The following is a 16,728-nucleotide window of genomic DNA, read 5'->3' on the forward strand; positions in this document are numbered from 1 at the left end:
CGTGTCGCTATGGTGGGGCTGTCGCATGACCCCGCTATGGACCTCCGCCGAGATTGCAGCCGCCACCGGCGGCACGGCCAATGCCGACTTTGTCGTTTCCGGCGTCACGTTCGATTCGCGTGAGGTCGGGCCGGGCGACCTGTTCGTCGCGCTCCGGGGTGCGACGACCGACGGGCACCGTTTCCTCGATCAGGCGCGCGCGCAGGGCGCGGCGGGCGCACTGGTCGGCGCGGACTGGGACGGGCCCCAGGTGCGCGTCGCCGACACCATGGCGGCGCTGGAGGCGTTGGCGCAGGCGTCGCGCGCGCGCATGGCGGGGCGCGTGATCGGCGTCACCGGATCGGTCGGCAAGACCGGCACGAAGGAGGCGCTGTTCGCCGCGCTCGATCGCAGCGCGCCGGGCGAGGTGCACCGGTCGGTCAAAAGCTACAACAACCATACCGGCGTGCCGCTCAGCCTTGCGCGCATGCCGCGCGCGATGCGCTTCGGCGTGTTCGAAATGGGCATGAACCATGCCGGCGAATTGTCGGCGCTGACCCGGATCGTTCGTCCGCACTGCGCGCTGATCACCGCAATCGCGCCCGCGCACATCGAATTCTTCAAGGACGAAAGCGGTATCGCCGACGCCAAGGCGGAGATTTTCGAGGGGCTGGAGCCGGGCGGCACCGCGATCGTCCCGTTCGACAGCGTGCATTATCCCCGGTTGCGCGCCGCCGCCGAGCGTTATGCCGGGCGGGTCGTCAGCTTCGGCAGCGGCGCGGGTGCCGACGTTCGCGCGCTCGAATCGATGCGCACCCGCACGGGCGGCACCTATCTGAGCGCGCGCGTCGGTACGCATGAGGTCAACCTGACGCTGGCACAGCCGGGCGGGCACTGGGTGTTGAACGCGCTTTGCGTGCTTGCCGCGGTCGATGCGGTCGGCGGCGATCTGGGGCTGGCGGCGCTGGCGCTGGGCGAGCTGGGCGGCCTTGCCGGACGGGGCGAGCGCACTCGCATCGACTTGGGCGCTGGTGATCCCGTGCTGCTGATCGACGAAAGCTACAACGCCAACCCGGCTTCGATGCGCGCGACGCTGGCGGTCCTGGGCGAAGAGGCGGCGGCTCGGCGCATCGTCGTCCTGGGGGACATGCGTGAACTGGGCGCGGACAGTCCCGGCTATCACGCCGCGCTGGCCGAGCCGATCGTCGCCGCCGGCGTCGATTTCGCGCTGCTCGTCGGGCCCGAGATGGCCGCGCTCGCATCCGCGCTTGAGGGGCGCGTCGATTTCGTCCATGTCGCCGATGCCGCCAGCGCGCGCGAACGGGCCGTCGCGCTCGTCCGACCCGGCGATGCGGTGCTCGTCAAGGGATCCAACGGAATCGGACTGGCGGCGGTGGTCACCGCGCTGAAGGCAAGGACGTAATGCTGTACTGGCTGGCCGAGATGCTGGGCTTTCCCGGCGTGCTCAACCTGATCCGCTATCTCAGCTTCCGCACCGGCGGCGCGGTGGCGACCGCGCTGCTGATCGGGCTGGTGATCGGTCCGCGCTTCATCGGCTGGCTGCGCGTGCGCCAGGGCAAGGGCCAGCCGATCCGTACCGACGGCCCGCAATCGCATCTGTCGAAACGCGGCACCCCGACCATGGGCGGGCTGATGATCCTGACCGCGATGAGCCTGGCCATCCTGCTGTGGATGGACATGTCCAACCCCTATGTCTGGGCGTGCCTTTTCGTGACGTTGGGCTTTGGCGCGATCGGTTTCCTCGACGACTATGACAAGGTGCGCAAGGCGAGCACCGCGGGCGTCTCGGGCCGGGTCCGGCTGCTCGCGGAGTTCGCGATCGCGGGTCTTGCCGCCTTCATCATCACGCGGCTGAACGGCACCCAGCTTTATGTGCCCTTCTTTTCCAACGTCGCGATCGACCTGGGCTATTTCTACATCGTCTTCGCCGCCTTCACGATCGTGGCGTTCGGCAACGCGGTCAACCTGACCGACGGGCTCGACGGCCTGGCGACGATGCCGGTGATCATCGCCTGCGTGGCGTTCATGATCTTTGCCTATCTGGCGGGCAATGCGCGCTTTGCCGAATATCTTGGCATCCCGCACGTCCCCGGCGCGGGTGACCTGGCGATCTTCTGCGGCGCGATCGTCGGCGCGGGGCTTGCCTTCCTGTGGTTCAACGCGCCGCCGGCGGCGGTGTTCATGGGCGATACCGGCAGCTTGGCGCTCGGCGGCGCGATCGGCACGATCGCGGTCGTCGCGCACCATGAAATCGTGCTCGGCATCGTCGGCGGCTTGTTCGTGGTCGAGGCGCTGAGCGTCATCATCCAGGTCTTTTTCTACAAGCGCACCGGCAAGCGCGTGTTCAAGATGGCGCCGATCCACCATCATTTCGAGCAACTGGGCTGGAGCGAGCCGACGGTCGTGATCCGCTTCTGGATCATCGCGATCGTGCTGGCGCTGGCTGGCCTCAGCACGTTGAAGCTGAGGTGATCGTCGCGTCCACCTGGCGCGGCAAACGCTATGCGGTGCTGGGGCTGGCGCGCTCCGGCGCGGCGACGGTCGCCGCCCTGCTGGCGGCGGGTGCGGAGGTGCTGGCGTGGGATGCGGATGAGGGGCGGCGCGATGAGATCCTCCCCGAGCTTGCTCGGGGAGGGGGACCGCGCCCGCAGGGCGTGGTGGAGGGGTCTGGCCCCGAAATTGCCCCTCCACCATCGCTGCGCGATGGTCCCCCTCCCCGAGACAAGCTCGGGGAGGACCTGACGCTCGCCGATCCGCTGACGGTCGATCTGACCGGCTATGCGGCGGTCGTCGTCTCGCCGGGCGTGCCGCTCAATCGGCACCCGATCGCGGCCCACGCCGCGCAATTCGGCATCCCCATCATCGGCGACATCGAACTGTTCGCGCAGGCCCGTGCCGGGCTGCCGGCACACCGGGTCGTCGGCATCACCGGCACCAACGGCAAATCGACCACGACTGCGCTCATCCACCACATCGTCGCGACGGCGGGCTGGCCGGCACGGATGGGCGGCAATATCGGCCTGCCGATCCTGGGGCAGGAAGCGCTGCCCGAGGGCGGGGTGTATGTGCTCGAACTGTCGAGCTATCAGATCGATTTGACCCAGAGCCTCGATTGCGAGGTCGCGGTGCTGCTCAACATCACCCCCGATCATCTCGATCGTTACCGGGACTTCGACGCCTATGCCGCCGCCAAGGCGCGGCTGTTCGCGATGCAGTCGCCGGACCACGCCGCGATCATCGGCATTGCCCACGCGCCATCGGCGGCGATCGCGCGCCAGGTGGCACTGAGCGGGCGGGGCGAACAGCTGACCAAGATCGCGCCGGGCGTGTGCATGGACCAGTCACGCTGGCCGGCGCTGCAGGGGCCGCACAACGCCCAGAACGCGCTCGCCGCGATCAGCGCGTGCGAGGCGCTGGGCGTGCCGCAGGCGGCGATCACGCGCGGGCTGGAAACCTTCGGCGGTCTGCACCACCGCATGGAACGGGTGGGTGAGGTCGGCGGCGTTCTGTTCGTCAACGACAGCAAGGCGACCAACCCCGATTCTGCCGCGCCGGCGCTGCAGGCCTATGACCGCATCCACTGGATCGTCGGCGGCCAGGCCAAGAGCGACGACCTGGAGGCGTGCCGGCCCGGTTTCGGCCATGTCGCGCGCGCCTACACGATCGGGGACGCGGCGGCACGCTTCGCCGAGCTGCTGGCGGGCGAGATGCCGGTCGAACGCTGTGACACGCTCGACCGCGCGGTCGCTGCCGCGGCCGCCAATGCCCGGCCGGGCGAGACGGTGCTGCTCTCGCCCGCCTGCGCATCGTTCGACCAGTTCCGCGATTATGAAGCCCGCGGTGACGCCTTCCGCGCGCTGGTGGAGGGGCTGAAATGACCGACGCGGCGCGTGAGACCGGGCCGGGCGGACTGCGTGGCCGCGTCGCGCGCGAGCTGGGGCGCGGCACCCGGTCGCCGATCGGCATGTGGTTCTGGGAAATCGACCGGCTGCTCCTGTTGCTCATCCTGTTGATGATCGCGCTCGGGCTGGTCGCGGTTGCTGCCGGGTCGCCGGCTTCGGCCCATCGCTATTCGGATGCCGACACCAGTTTCCCGCCGATGTATTATCTGTGGCGGCAGTTCGGCTGGGCAGCGATCTCGCTGCCCGTTCTGATCGCGACGTCGATGCTGCCGGTACAGTTCGCCAAGCGCGCGGCGATCGTCGGCACGCTGGTGCTGCTGCTCTGTCTCGTTGCGGTCCCCTTCATCGGGCACGAGGTGAACGGCGCGCGGCGCTGGATCGGCGTCGGCATCTCGCAGTTTCAGCCGTCCGAATTCCTCAAGCCGTGTTTTGCGATCACCGTCGCGTGGATGCTGTCGCTGCGCGCGCACGACCCGCAGCTGCCCGTCATTCCCCTGACCGGCCTGCTGACCGCAGTCATCGCCGCGCTGCTGATGATGCAGCCCGACCTGGGCCAGACCGTCCTGTTCTGCTCGATCTGGCTCGCGCTCCTGATGATCGCGGGCATTTCCCCGCGCGCCGTCGCCGCGCTGGGCGCGGCCGGGCTGGCCGGGGTGGTCGCCGCCTATCTGTTCTACGGGAATGCGCGCGCGCGCATCGACGCGTTCCTGTTCCCCGATCAGGAAACGCTCGCCGCCGACACCTATCAATCCGACATGGCGCACGCGACGCTGACCGCGGGCGGGCTGACCGGCACGGGGCCGGGCGGCGGGCGCGTCAAGTTCCGCCTGCCGGAGGCGCATACCGACTACATCTTCTCGGTGATCGGCGAGGAGTTCGGGCTGATCGCCTGCGCGGTCATCGCGCTCCTGTTCCTCGCGTTGATCGTACGGGTGTTTGTCCGATTGCTGGACGAAACCGACGCGTTCCGGCTGATGGCGGCCGCCGGCCTGGCGGTGCAGTTCACCGTCCAGGGCATCATCAACATGGCGGTGAACACGGGGCTTGCGCCGTCCAAGGGCATGACCCTGCCGTTCATCAGCTATGGCGGATCGTCGATGATCGCGCTGTCGGCGGGCATGGGCTTGCTGCTCGCATTCACGCGCCGCAACCCGTATCTGTTGCGCTCCCCCTATTCGGTGGGCTGGAGCGGCAGATAGGATGACGACCAAGCGGCATTACATCATGGCGGCGGGCGGCACGGGCGGGCACATGGTGCCCGCCGCCGCGCTCGCGGCCGAGCTGATCCGGCGCGGCCATCGCGTTTCGCTGGTCAGCGACGCGCGCGGCGTGCGCTTTCCCGGATTGTTCGACGGCATCGATACGCATGTCCTGCCCGCAGGAAGGCTGGGCGGCGGTCCGATCGGCTATGCGCGTGCGGCGTCGCAGATGATGAAGGGCCGCGCCCAGGCGATCCGCCTCTATCGCGAGGTCGAACCCTCCGCCGTGGTCGGTTTCGGCGGCTACCCGGCCTTCCCGGCATTGCTCGCCGCGTTCAACCGCGGCATCCCGACCGTCATCCACGAACAGAACGCCGTGCTCGGCCGCGTCAATCGGCTGGTCGCCGGGCGTGTCGATGCGATCGCGACGTCCTATCCCGACACCGAACGGCTGAAGCCCGCGCATCTCGACAAGGTGCGCCTGGTCGGCAATCCGGTGCGCGAAGCGGTCGCGGCGCTGCGGATGCGCCCCTTTCCGCACCTGGACGAGGAAGGGATTTTCCGCGTGCTGGTGACCGGCGGCAGCCAGGGCGCGTCCATCCTGAGCGAAGTCGTCGCCGATGGGCTGGCGATGCTGCCCATCCATTTCCGCCGCCGGATGCAGGTAACGCACCAGGTGCGGATCGAGGACATCGACAAGGTGCGCGCCAAATATGCCGAGCACGCGATCCCGGCCGAAGTCGCGACCTATCTGCCCGACCTGCCCGACCGGCTCGCCTGGGCGCACATCGTCATTGCGCGCGCGGGTGCGTCGACGATCGCCGAGCTGACCGCGGCCGGGCGTCCGGCGATCCTGGTGCCGCTGCCGAGTGCCACCGACGATCACCAGACCGCCAACGCGCGCGAGATCACCGAAGCGGGTGGCGCGCGTACCATTCCCCAGCGCTTGTTCACCGCGCGCGAGCTGGCCAAGCAGATGCAGCGGCTGGGCCTTGACCCCAAGGGGCTTGAGAATGCCGCCGCCCGCGCGCGAAGCGTCGGCCGACCTGATGCCACCCGCGACCTCGCCGACCTCGTCGAGCGCGTCCATGCGCCGCTCGCCCCGATCGGCCCGGCGCCGTCCGCCAACCGCAGCCGGGAAGCCTACGCATGAGAGGAGTCGCGACCGACATCGGCACGATCCATTTCGTCGGCATCGGCGGCATCGGCATGTCGGGCATTGCCGAAGTGATGAAGAATCTCGGCTATCAGGTGCAGGGGTCGGACGTGGCCGAGGGCTATGTCGTCCAGGGGCTGCGCGACCGCGGCATCCCGGTGACGATCGGCCACCATGCCGACAATCTGGGCGACGCCGCGGTGGTCGTCACCTCGACCGCGATCCAGCGCGGCAACCCGGAAGTGGAGGCCGCGCTCAACCGCCGCATTCCGGTGGTGCGCCGCGCCGAGATGCTGGCGGAGCTGATGCGGCTCAAATCCACCGTCGCGGTCGCGGGTACCCACGGCAAGACGACGACAACCAGCATGATCGCCGCGCTGCTGGATGCGGGCGGGGTCGATCCGACCGTCATCAATGGCGGCATCATCAACAGCTATGGCAGCAACGCCCGACTTGGCGCGAGCGACTGGATGGTGGTCGAAGCGGACGAGAGCGACGGCAGCTTCCTGCGCCTCGATGGCACGATCGCGGTCGTGACCAACATCGATCCCGAGCATCTCGACCATTACGGCTCGTTCGAGGCGGTGAAGGACGCCTATGTCGAGTTTGTCGAGAACGTGCCCTTTTACGGCGCGGCGCTGCTGTGCCTCGACCATCCCGAGGTGCAGGCGATCATTCCCAAAGTGCGCGACCGGCGCATCGTCACCTATGGCTTCTCCGCGCAATCGGACGTGCGCGGCGTCAACGTCACACCTTATCCGGGCGGCAACCGGTTCGAAGCGATCATCCGCCACCGTGACGGCACCACCCGCTCGATCGAGGGCATCGACCTGCCGATGCCGGGCCGCCACAACGTCCAGAACGCGCTGGCGGCGGTCGGCGTCGCGCTGGAGCTGGGCGTCGACGATGCGACGATCCAGCGTGGCTTCGCCAATTTCGGTGGCGTCAAGCGGCGCTTCACCAAGGTGGGCGAAGTGGCGTTCGGCGCGGGTCAGCCGCCGGCGCTGGTGATCGACGATTACGGCCACCACCCGGTCGAGATCCGCGCGGTCCTGTCCGCGGCGCGCGAAAGCGCGGTCGCGCGCGTGATCGCGGTGTGCCAGCCGCACCGCTATTCGCGGCTCGGCAATCTGATGGAGGAGTTCGCGCAGGCGTTCAACGACGCCGACCGCGTGCTGGTGACGCCGGTCTATGCCGCCGGCGAAGCGCCGGTCGAGGGCGTCAGCGCCGAAGCGTTGGTCGAGGCGGTGCAGCGGCGCGGGCACCACGCGGTCGCGGCGGTCGCGGATGCCGATGCACTCGCGGCGGAGCTGGCGCGCGTGGTCGAGCCGGGTGACCTGATCGTCTGCCTGGGCGCGGGCGACATTACGAAGTGGGCGGCCGGGCTGGCCCATGCGATTGAGGCGGCGCGGGGATGACTATCCGCACCTCTTCCCCAGAAACCCCGTTCGTTTCGAGCGAAGTCGAGAAACGTGCGCCCGGACCGCGTTTCTCGACTTCGCTCGAAACGAACGGTGAGTCTTTACAAGCGGCAGAGGCTCCTTCCCCCCTTCCGCGAGCGGGAGGGTTCGGGGGAGGGCCTGATCCGGACGGACGAATTCCCACACCCCAACCCCCTCCCGCGGGCGGGAGTATATCCGCCGTGCGCGGCAAGCTGACCGCGCAGGCGCCGCTGGCACCCCTCGTCTGGTTCAAATCGGGCGGGGCGGCGCGGTGGTTGTACGAGCCCGCAGATGCCGATGACCTCGCGCAGTTCCTGGCTGATCTCGATCCGGCCATCCCGGTCCTGGCGCTTGGCCTCGGTTCCAACCTGATCATCCGTGATGGCGGCTGGCCGGGCGTCGTGATCCGGCTGGGCAAGCCGTTCGCCACCGTCGAGCGGCTGGATGCGACGACGCTGCGCTGCGGCGCCGGGGCGTCGGGCATCCTGGTGTCGTCCACCGCGCGCGACGCGGGGATTGCCGGACTTGAATTCCTGCGCTCGATCCCCGGCACGGTCGGCGGCTTCGTGCGGATGAACGGTGGCGCCTATGGTCGCGAGACTGCCGACATCCTGGTCGAGTGCGACATCGTGCTGCGCTCCGGCGAGCGGCGCACGCTCGATCGCGCGGCGCTCGGCTACACCTATCGCCACAGCGAATTGCCCGATGGCGCGGTGGTGGTCGGGGCCACTTTTCGCGGCGAACCCGGCGATCCGGCGGCGATCCAGGCAGAGATGGACCGCATCGCCGCCGCGCGTGAGGCGTCGCAGCCGCTGCGCAGCAAGACCGGCGGATCGACCTTCAAGAACCCTGACGGGCACAAGGCCTGGGCATTGGTTGATGCGGCGGGCTGTCGCGGGTTGACCATCGGCGGCGCGCAAGTGAGCGAGAAGCACACCAATTTCCTCATCAACACCGGCACCGCCACCAGCGCCGACATCGAGGCGCTAGGCGAGGAAGTCCGCGCACGGGTGAAAGCGCAGTCGGGCGTCGAACTGGAGTGGGAGATTCAGCGCGTGGGGGTGGCGAAGTGACCGCGTGGACTCAGCTCCTCCCCGTGCCGGGGAGGATCAATTGACTACCCCTCTCCACATCGCCGTCCTGATGGGCGGCTGGTCGGCGGAGCGTGAGGTGTCGCTGATGTCGGGCGCGGGCATTGCCGAGGCGCTGGAGCAGCTGGGCCATCGCGTCACCCGCATCGACATGGATCGCCACGTCGCGCTGCGCCTGAGCGAGGCAAGGCCCGATCTCGTCTTCAACGCGCTGCACGGCACGCCGGGCGAGGACGGGTCGGTGCAGGGGATGCTCGACCTGATGGGGTTGCGCTACACCCATTCGGGCATGGTCACCTCGGTCATCGCCATCGACAAGGTGCTGACCAAGCAGGCGCTGGTGCCGTTCGGTATCCCGATGCCGGGCGGGCGCATCGTCAAGTCTGCTGAGCTTTACGAGCGCGATCCGCTGCCACGCCCCTATGTGCTCAAACCCGTCAATGAAGGCTCATCGGTCGGCGTCGCGATCGTGACCGATGAAGGCAATTTCGGCAATCCGATCAGCCGCGACGCCGCCGGCCCGTGGCAGGAATTCGACGAACTGCTTGCCGAGCCGTTCATTCGCGGGCGCGAACTGACCACCGCGGTGCTGGGCGACGCGGCGCTGGGCGTGACCGAGTTGAAGCCCAAGAGCGGCTTCTACGATTATGACGCCAAATATACCGACGGGCTGACCGAGCACGTCTTTCCCGCCGAAATTCCCGACGAGATCACCGCGGCGTGCCGCGCGATCGCGATCGAGGCGCACAAGCGGCTCGGCTGTCGCGGCGCGTCGCGTTCCGATTTCCGCTGGGACGACCAGCGCGGCGTCGAGGGGCTGTTCCTGCTCGAGGTCAACACCCAGCCCGGCATGACGCCCTTGAGCCTGGTGCCCGAACAGGCGCGGCACATGGGGATTAGTTATCCCGAACTGGTTCAGCGCATCGTCGACGCGGCGATGGCCGACCCCGAAATGGAGCCCGCATGACCCGCACCGCGACGCGCCGCGCGAGCCCCAAGCGCACCCAGCAGCTGAAGCGCAAGCCCCAGGCGAAGCGGCCGCGCCGTGCCGGCGTGCTCGACCACGCGGTCGCGGTGCTGCCCGGTGGCGAGCACACCGCGCGCCGGCTGGCGGCGTGGTCGATCACCGGCGGCGTCTGCGCGCTGTTGCTCGCCGCGGCGAGCTGGGCCGGCATTCCCGGCGCGATCGGCGTGGCGATGGCCGAGGGGATCGGCGAGGCCGGATTCCGGGTCAAGGAAATCGACATCATCGGCTTGAAGCGGATGGACCGCAATTCGGTCTATGCGGCCGCGCTCGACCAGCAATCGCGCGCGATGCCGCTCGTCGATCTCAACCAAGTGCGCGACCGGCTGCTCGAATATGGCTGGATCGAGGAAGCGCGCGTGTCGCGCCGCCTGCCCGACCGCATCGTGATCGAGATCGTCGAGCGCAAGCCGGCGGCGGTGTGGCAGCATGACGGCCAGCTGATGCTGATCGACATGGCGGGCGTGCTGCTCGAACCGGTGCTGCCGTCGGCGATGCCCGAGCTGCCCCTGGTGATCGGCGAGGGTGCCAACGCCAAGGCCCCGGCCTATGAGGCACTGATCGACGCGACGCCGGCGCTCAAGCCGCTGGTCAAGGCCGCGACGTGGGTCGGGGACCGGCGCTGGAACCTGACCTTTGAAAGCGGCGAGGAACTGGTGCTGCCCGAAGGTGAGGAGACTGCGCGCGCCGCGCTGATCAAGTTCGCGGAGATCGACGGGACGCAGGGGCTGCTCGGTCGCGGCTATCGCCGCTTCGACATGCGCGATCCGAAGAAGCTGGTCGTGCGCCTGTCGGGCGGCAATCTGGCGCAGACGATCGACGGGGAGGGGCTATGACGGCGCGCCGCGTCGTCGGTCCGTGTAGACAAGGGGTGGAGTAAATGGCGAAGGCGCAACCGGACGGACTGATCACCGCGCTCGATATCGGATCGTCCAAGATCTCGGCACTGATCGCGCAGAAGCTGGATGGCGGCGAGCTGCTGGTGCTCGGCACCGGCCAGCGCGAGAGCCGTGGCGTCAAGCGCGGCTATATCGCCGACATGCGCGCGACCGAGACTGCGGTGCGCGAGGCGGTCGAACAGGCCGAACGCATTGCCGGCACCAATATCGAACATGTCTGGGTCAGCTTTTCGGCGGGCAACCTGGTTTCCGACATCGTGCGGCTGGAAAGCGACCTGGGCGGGCACCGGGTCGAACAGGGCGATATCGACGCGCTGCTGAAGGCCGGGCGCAACGCGGTCGACCCCGGCCAGCGCATGGTGCTGCACGCGCATCCGATGCGCTACACGCTCGACGGGCTGACCGGCGTGCCCGATCCGCTGGGGCTGCACGCCGACCGGCTGGGGGTCGAGATCCATGTCGTCGCCACCGAGGGATCGCCGGTCCGCAACCTCGACCTGTGCGTGCGCTCGGCACATCTGAACGTGAAGTCGATCGTCGCGGCGCCCGTTGCCACTGGGCTTGCCTGTATCAGCCAGGAGGAGCGCGAACTCGGCGTGGCGCTTGTCGAAATCGGTGCCGGCATCACCAACGTCTCGGTCTTCTCGCACGGGGTGCTGACCGGGCTCGCCTCGATCCCGCTGGGTGCCGCCGATATCACCGACGACATCGCATCCGCCTTTGGCACCAACCGCGCCCAGGCCGAGCGCCTGAAATGCTTCTACGGGTCGGCCAATGCCAGCCCGCGCGATAATCACGACATGCTCGACGTCGCGCCGATCGCGTCGGACGACGAAGCCGAAGGCACCCGGATCACGCGCGCGCAGCTGATCGCGGTGATCCGCCAGCGGCTCGACCGGCTGATGGTCGAAATCCGCAAGGAGCTAAAGCGGCTGGGGTTCGAGGATCCGGTCGGCCGCCAGATCGTGCTGACCGGCGGCGGTGCGGAACTGAAGGGCATTGCCGATTATGCGCAGCAGGCGCTCGGCAGCGCGGTCCGCGTCGGACGGCCGCGCGGATTGACCGCCCTGCCCGAAGCGCATGGCGGCCCCGGCTTCGCGACGTTAGCGGGTCTGGCGATGTTCGCGGCGGCCGACCCCATCGATCTGCGCGCGATCGAGCCGGCACAGCAGCTGGTGACGCGCCCGACCACCAAGGCATTGATCGGAAGGCTGATTACCGCGTTCCGAACAAATTATTAAACAAATGCGTCAGGGCCGCGCATTCGGGCTAGAGTCGCTGGTTTAGATGGTGCACAACGACGGTCGAGTTGGGATTTTCGCGCTCTGGGGAAGCCGCGGGGAGAATTGAAATGGGAATCGAGTTTCTGATGGACGATGTCGGTGAATTGACCCCGCGTATCTCGGTGATCGGGGTCGGCGGTGCCGGTGGCAACGCGATCGCCAACATGATCCGGTCGGACGTGCAGGGCGTCGATTTCCTGGTCGCCAACACCGATGCGCAGGCGCTGAAGCAGTCGGTCGCGCAGCAGCGCATCCAGCTGGGCGCGAAGATCACCCAGGGCCTGGGCGCAGGTTCGCGGCCCGAAATCGGGCGCGCGGCCGCCGAGGAGACGATCGAGCAGGTCCAGAAGGCGCTGGAGGGTAGCCATATGTGCTTCCTCGCCGCCGGCATGGGCGGCGGCACCGGCACGGGAGCGGCGCCGGTCATTGCCAAGGCCGCGCGCGACATGGGCATCCTGACCGTCGGTGTCGTGACCAAGCCCTTTGCCTTTGAGGGCAAGCGCCGCTCCAAGTCGGCCGAGGCCGGCATCGAAGAGCTTCAGAAGTACGTCGACACGCTGATCGTCATTCCCAACCAGAATCTGTTTCTGATCGCCAACGCCAATACGACGTTCAAGCAGGCGTTCGAAATGGCGGACGAAGTGCTGCAGCAGGGCGTGCGCGGCATTACCGACCTGATGGTCATGCCCGGCCTCATCAACCTCGACTTCGCCGACGTTCGTTCGGTGATGCAGGAAATGGGCAAGGCGATGATGGGCACCGGCGAGGCCGAGGGCGACAATCGCGCCATCGAAGCCGCGCAAAAGGCGATCGCCAACCCGCTGCTCGACGGCGTGTCGCTGAACGGTGCCAAGGGCGTGATCGTCTCGATCACCGGCGGCGAGGACATGCGCCTGCTCGAAGTCGACGAAGCCGCCAACCACATCCGCGAGCTGGTCGACGAGGATGCGAACATTATCTGGGGTTCGGCGTTCAATCCGGAGCTCGAGGGCAAGATCCGCGTCTCGGTGGTCGCCACCGGCATCGAGGCGGAGGCGCGCCAGCCGGTCGCGCCGGTCGTCGAGCCGACGCGCGTCTTCTCCTTCGCCACCCAGCGCCGCCCTGGGCTGGTTCCGATGACCGAGGAAGCGCCGGCGCCCGTCGCCCAGACGCCCGAAGTCGAGGACGAGCCGCTCGAACTGTCCGCGCCGGTCATGTCCAATGATGAGCCATCCGGCGACGAGCCGGAGGCCACCGTCGATGCGACGGCCGAGCCGATCCGGTTCGAGGATGATGCGGTCGCCGGGATGGACACTCCCGATGACGAGCTCGTGCTCGGTTCCGAGACCGAGGTCGATGACGGGACCCCGGCACCGCGCCCGATGTCGACCCGGCGCTGGCTGACCGACGGCGAGGAAGCGGCGGCGCCGCTCCCCTCCGCATCGGCGGAAGCGCCGCGCAAATCGGGCGGCACGCTGTTCGAGCGGATGGCGAATGCCGGCCGCAGTGCGGCGCGCAGCAGCGATGAGGGCAATGACTCGCTCGACATCCCGCGCTTCCTGCACCGCCAGAACAATCAATAGGCACCAGCGGGTCGGCCGGCCGCATCCGTCGCGGTGACGGGGCAGCCGGTCGCCGGCCTCGTCCTGATCGGCGCATGGTCAGCGCGGGTTCAGGCGTGGGGCGGCAGTTCCGTTTCCTGCCCATGACCTTCCCCGTAGCGCCCCGGTTGTCGATCCTGTTGCTCGCCATGCTAGTCGCTGCGCCGGTATCGGTACCGGGCGCGCTTGCGCAGCTTGCCCCGCGTGCGACGCCCAATGCCGATCGGCTGGCCGACCAGATGCGCGTGCTCGCCCGCAATCCCGACGATCTCGATGCGCTGGCGGAGGCCGGCGAATTGAGCGTGCTGCTCGGCGATCCGGCCGCGGCGCTTGGCTTCTTCAGCCGCGGCGATGCGATCGCACCGGGTAATGCGCGGCTGATCGCGGGACGCGCGGCGGCGCTGACCGCGCTCGAACGACCCGGTGAGGCGCTGCGGCTGTTCCAGGCGGCGGAGCGCGCGGGATACCCGTTGGCGCGCATGGCCGCGCAACGCGGGCTCGCCTATGACCTGTTGGGCTATCCCGCGCTGGCGCAGCGCGATTATCGCCTGGCATTGCGCGAGCGCGCCGATCCGGAGGTCACGCGCCGCCTGGCGCTGTCGCTGGGGATCAGCGGGGACGTGGCGGAATCCGCGCGCCTGCTCGATCCCCTGCTGCGCCAGAACGATCGCGCCGCATGGCGGGCGCGTGCGTTCGTGCTCGCCATCAACGGTGACGTTGCCCAGGCCGAGCGGATCGCCGCCGGGCTGTTGCCCGGTTTCGGCCCCAGCATGTCACCCTTCTTTGGCAGGCTGGCGTCGCTCGACGCGAGCGGGCGCGCGTTCGCGGTGCATTTCGGTGAGCTGACCGCGTCACCGGCACGGCTGGCCGATGCGGCGATGGCGCCGCCCATTCCCGGCATCGAGCCTGCCGATACACGACGCGCCGCGCGCGAAACCGGAACCGAAGTGGCGGAGGCGCGCAGCCGGCGGCCGCGCGCTGTCGATCCGCGCCGCACCCGGCGCGATGCGGGTGCCGTGCCCGAGGAGGCGGCGCCGGAGCTGCCCACCCGGCCGCGGGCATCCTCGGCGCTGACTGCCGCCGCGCCGTCGGCCAAGGGCTCGATTGCGGGGACGCTGCAGCGGCGTGGCAGCGCGACCGTCGCGCGTGCGCCCGTGCCTGCGCGGGTGGCCCCGCCCTTTACCGTGCGCGTCGGCACCCCTGCGCCGAATGAGGCGACTTCCGTGCCGGCTGCCGCGCCGGCGCAGGTCGCCGTGGCCCAGGTCGCCACGGATGTGCCGTCTGCACCCGCAGCTGGGCCTGCACCGGTCGAGATCGCATCGCGCCCGCTTGCGGCGGTTGCGGCACCGGTGCCGGCGGCGCGCGACGCCGCGCCACCGCCACCGCCTGCGACGGCTGCGGGTGCGGGTGCGGCGGCCATTTCGGCGGACAACCGCGCAATTCTGGGTGCGATCGTCCAGCGCCTGACCGACGGTGCGGCAACCGCGACGACGGTCGCTGATCCGTCACCGGCAGCCCCAAAGGCATCGGGTCCCACGGCCGCGTCGCGCCCCGCCATCGCGCGACCCCGAACCCCGCCGGTCAAACCCGCGCCGGCAAAGCCGGATCCCGCCAAGCTGGAACCGGCGCGTCATTGGGTCCAGGTTGCGGGCGGCGCGAACAAGAGCGACCTGCCCAAGGTGTGGGAGAAGCTGGCGAAAACGGCGCCCGATCTGTTCAAGGGCAAGCAGGGCTGGACAACGCCGCTGCGCGCGACCAATCGGCTGCTGGCGGGGCCGTTCCGCACCGCGAGCGAGGCGCAGGCATTCGTGAACCAGTTGGGCAAATCCGGCCTGTCGGCCTTTGCGTGGCAAAGCGAGGCGGGGCAGAAGATCGAGCGCCTGCGCGCGCGATGAGCGTATGCGCGCCCTGGGCATCGGACCCGGCGCGCAGCAGAGGACGGCTCCACCCGGAACAAAAGGGGGGCGAGCGCGGACCGCGCGACGATTTCCAGCGCGATCGCGATCGGATCATCCATTCGATCAGCTTCCGCCGCCTGCGCCACAAGACTCAGGTGTTCATGGCCCCTGATGGCGACCATTTCCGGGTTCGCCTGACCCACAGCCTGGAAGTGGCACAGATCGGGCGGACCATCGCCCGCGCGCTCGGCCTCAACGAGGACCTGACCGAAGCCCTTTGCCTCGCGCACGACATCGGCCACCCGCCGTTCGGCCATGCCGGCGAGGATGCGCTGCGCGAGGCACTGGCCGCGCATGGCGGGTTCGATCACAACGGCCAGACGCTGCGCGCGCTGACGCATATCGACAGCCCCTATCCGCGCTGGCGCGGGCTCAACCTCAGCTGGGAGACGCTGGAGGGGCTGGCCAAGCACAACGGGCCGGTGGCCGATCCGCAATGGGCGCTGCGCGCGGCCGACGCCGCGTTTCCTCTCGATCTCGACCACTGGCCGTCGCTGGAGGCGCAGGTCGCCGCGATCGCCGACGACATCGCCTACGACAATCACGACATCGACGATGGCCTGCGCGCCGGGCTGCTGGGGTTCGACCAGATCCTGGCCGTCCCGGTCATCGCGCGCGGCTGGGACCGGGTCCGCGCGCAGTTCCGCGACTATCCGCCCGCGCTGCTCGTCGGCGAGCTGATCCGCAGCCAGATCGGTGCGATGGTCAACGACGTGATCGCCGAAACCAGGGCGCGCGTCGCCGCCGCGGGCGTGGCGGGCGTCGAGGATGTCCGCGCGGCGGGCGGCTGCCTCGCCGGATTTTCAGACGCGATGCGCCAGGACGAGCGCGAGCTCAAACGCTTCATGTACGCCAATCTCTATCATCATCCGGCCCAGCTCGACGCAGCAGCGGCGGCGCGGCGCATCATCGCCGGGCTTTTCGCGGCCTATGATGCCGACCCCGCACGCATGGCGCCGGGCTGGGCCGATCGGTTGCCGGCGGAGGAACCGCAGCGCAGCCGCCACATCGCCGATTTCATCAGCGGCATGACCGATCGCTACGCCATCGCGCGCTATCGCGAACTGGTCGGCCCGGTCGATCTGCCCGACGGGTTCTGAGCCGCAAAGGTCCGCGACAAATCCGGCGCGGCGCTGACACAGTTTTGCGACAGCTGTGCCTTAGCTTGCCCCCGGTCGGCAGCGAATGGAGAAA

13 protein-coding genes are annotated in these 16,728 nt (G+C 69.0%); all 13 read left to right on the top strand.

The window, feature by feature from the left end:
- Nucleotides 1-25: 25 nt before the first annotated feature.
- The 13 genes from murF (at nucleotide 26) to GO308_RS01295 (ending at nucleotide 16,634) form a co-directional block, all read left to right on the top strand.
- Nucleotides 26-1,402 (top strand): UDP-N-acetylmuramoyl-tripeptide--D-alanyl-D-alanine ligase, encoded by a 1,377-nt coding sequence (murF, locus tag GO308_RS01235; RefSeq protein ID WP_240883583.1) that lies wholly within the window; start codon nucleotides 26-28, stop codon nucleotides 1,400-1,402.
- The gene (gene mraY / locus GO308_RS01240) at nucleotides 1,402-2,472 is read left to right on the top strand and encodes a phospho-N-acetylmuramoyl-pentapeptide-transferase (RefSeq protein ID WP_066480377.1); all 1,071 of its coding nucleotides are present in this window, start codon (nucleotides 1,402-1,404) and stop codon (nucleotides 2,470-2,472) included. The genes murF and mraY overlap by 1 nt, the downstream gene beginning before the upstream one ends.
- Nucleotides 2,469-3,878, top strand: coding sequence for a UDP-N-acetylmuramoyl-L-alanine--D-glutamate ligase (gene murD, locus GO308_RS01245; RefSeq protein ID WP_240883584.1), 1,410 nt, complete (start codon nucleotides 2,469-2,471; stop codon nucleotides 3,876-3,878). Before mraY ends, murD begins: the two co-directional genes overlap by 4 nt.
- Nucleotides 3,875-5,101, top strand: coding sequence for a putative peptidoglycan glycosyltransferase FtsW (locus GO308_RS01250; RefSeq protein ID WP_066480381.1), 1,227 nt, complete (start codon nucleotides 3,875-3,877; stop codon nucleotides 5,099-5,101). Before murD ends, GO308_RS01250 begins: the two co-directional genes overlap by 4 nt.
- 1 nt (nucleotide 5,102) lies before the next feature.
- Nucleotides 5,103-6,254 (top strand): undecaprenyldiphospho-muramoylpentapeptide beta-N-acetylglucosaminyltransferase, encoded by a 1,152-nt coding sequence (gene murG / locus GO308_RS01255; protein ID WP_240883585.1) that lies wholly within the window; start codon nucleotides 5,103-5,105, stop codon nucleotides 6,252-6,254.
- Entirely contained in the window at nucleotides 6,251-7,675 is a 1,425-nt protein-coding gene (murC, locus tag GO308_RS01260; RefSeq protein ID WP_066549055.1) for a UDP-N-acetylmuramate--L-alanine ligase, read from the top strand. The genes murG and murC overlap by 4 nt, the downstream gene beginning before the upstream one ends.
- Nucleotides 7,676-7,890: 215 nt before the next feature.
- Nucleotides 7,891-8,772, top strand: coding sequence for a UDP-N-acetylmuramate dehydrogenase (gene murB, locus GO308_RS01265; protein WP_240885183.1), 882 nt, complete (start codon nucleotides 7,891-7,893; stop codon nucleotides 8,770-8,772).
- A gap of 40 nt (nucleotides 8,773-8,812) precedes the next feature.
- Nucleotides 8,813-9,757, top strand: a complete 945-nt coding sequence (locus tag GO308_RS01270) for a D-alanine--D-alanine ligase (protein WP_240883586.1) — start codon at nucleotides 8,813-8,815, stop codon at nucleotides 9,755-9,757.
- Nucleotides 9,754-10,650 carry a cell division protein FtsQ/DivIB gene (locus GO308_RS01275; protein WP_240883587.1) on the top strand — a complete coding sequence of 299 codons (897 nt, stop codon included), beginning with the start codon at nucleotides 9,754-9,756 and terminating at the stop codon, nucleotides 10,648-10,650. The genes GO308_RS01270 and GO308_RS01275 overlap by 4 nt, the downstream gene beginning before the upstream one ends.
- A 44-nt stretch (nucleotides 10,651-10,694) precedes the next feature.
- Complete coding sequence (gene ftsA, locus GO308_RS01280) at nucleotides 10,695-11,954, top strand: cell division protein FtsA (protein WP_066480389.1); 1,260 nt, start codon at nucleotides 10,695-10,697, stop codon at nucleotides 11,952-11,954.
- A 110-nt stretch (nucleotides 11,955-12,064) separates the two neighbouring features.
- Nucleotides 12,065-13,558, top strand: coding sequence for a cell division protein FtsZ (gene ftsZ / locus GO308_RS01285; protein WP_066480390.1), 1,494 nt, complete (start codon nucleotides 12,065-12,067; stop codon nucleotides 13,556-13,558).
- A gap of 122 nt (nucleotides 13,559-13,680) precedes the next feature.
- Nucleotides 13,681-15,471: an SPOR domain-containing protein gene (locus GO308_RS01290; RefSeq protein WP_240883588.1), complete on the top strand. Its 1,791-nt coding sequence runs from the start codon at nucleotides 13,681-13,683 to the stop codon at nucleotides 15,469-15,471.
- Entirely contained in the window at nucleotides 15,468-16,634 is a 1,167-nt protein-coding gene (locus tag GO308_RS01295) for a deoxyguanosinetriphosphate triphosphohydrolase (RefSeq protein WP_240883589.1), read from the top strand. The genes GO308_RS01290 and GO308_RS01295 overlap by 4 nt, the downstream gene beginning before the upstream one ends.
- Nucleotides 16,635-16,728 lie beyond the last annotated feature (94 nt).

The sequence above is a fragment of the Sphingomonas sp. SFZ2018-12 genome (assembly GCF_022496715.1).
Lineage (GTDB): Bacteria > Pseudomonadota > Alphaproteobacteria > Sphingomonadales > Sphingomonadaceae > Sphingomonas.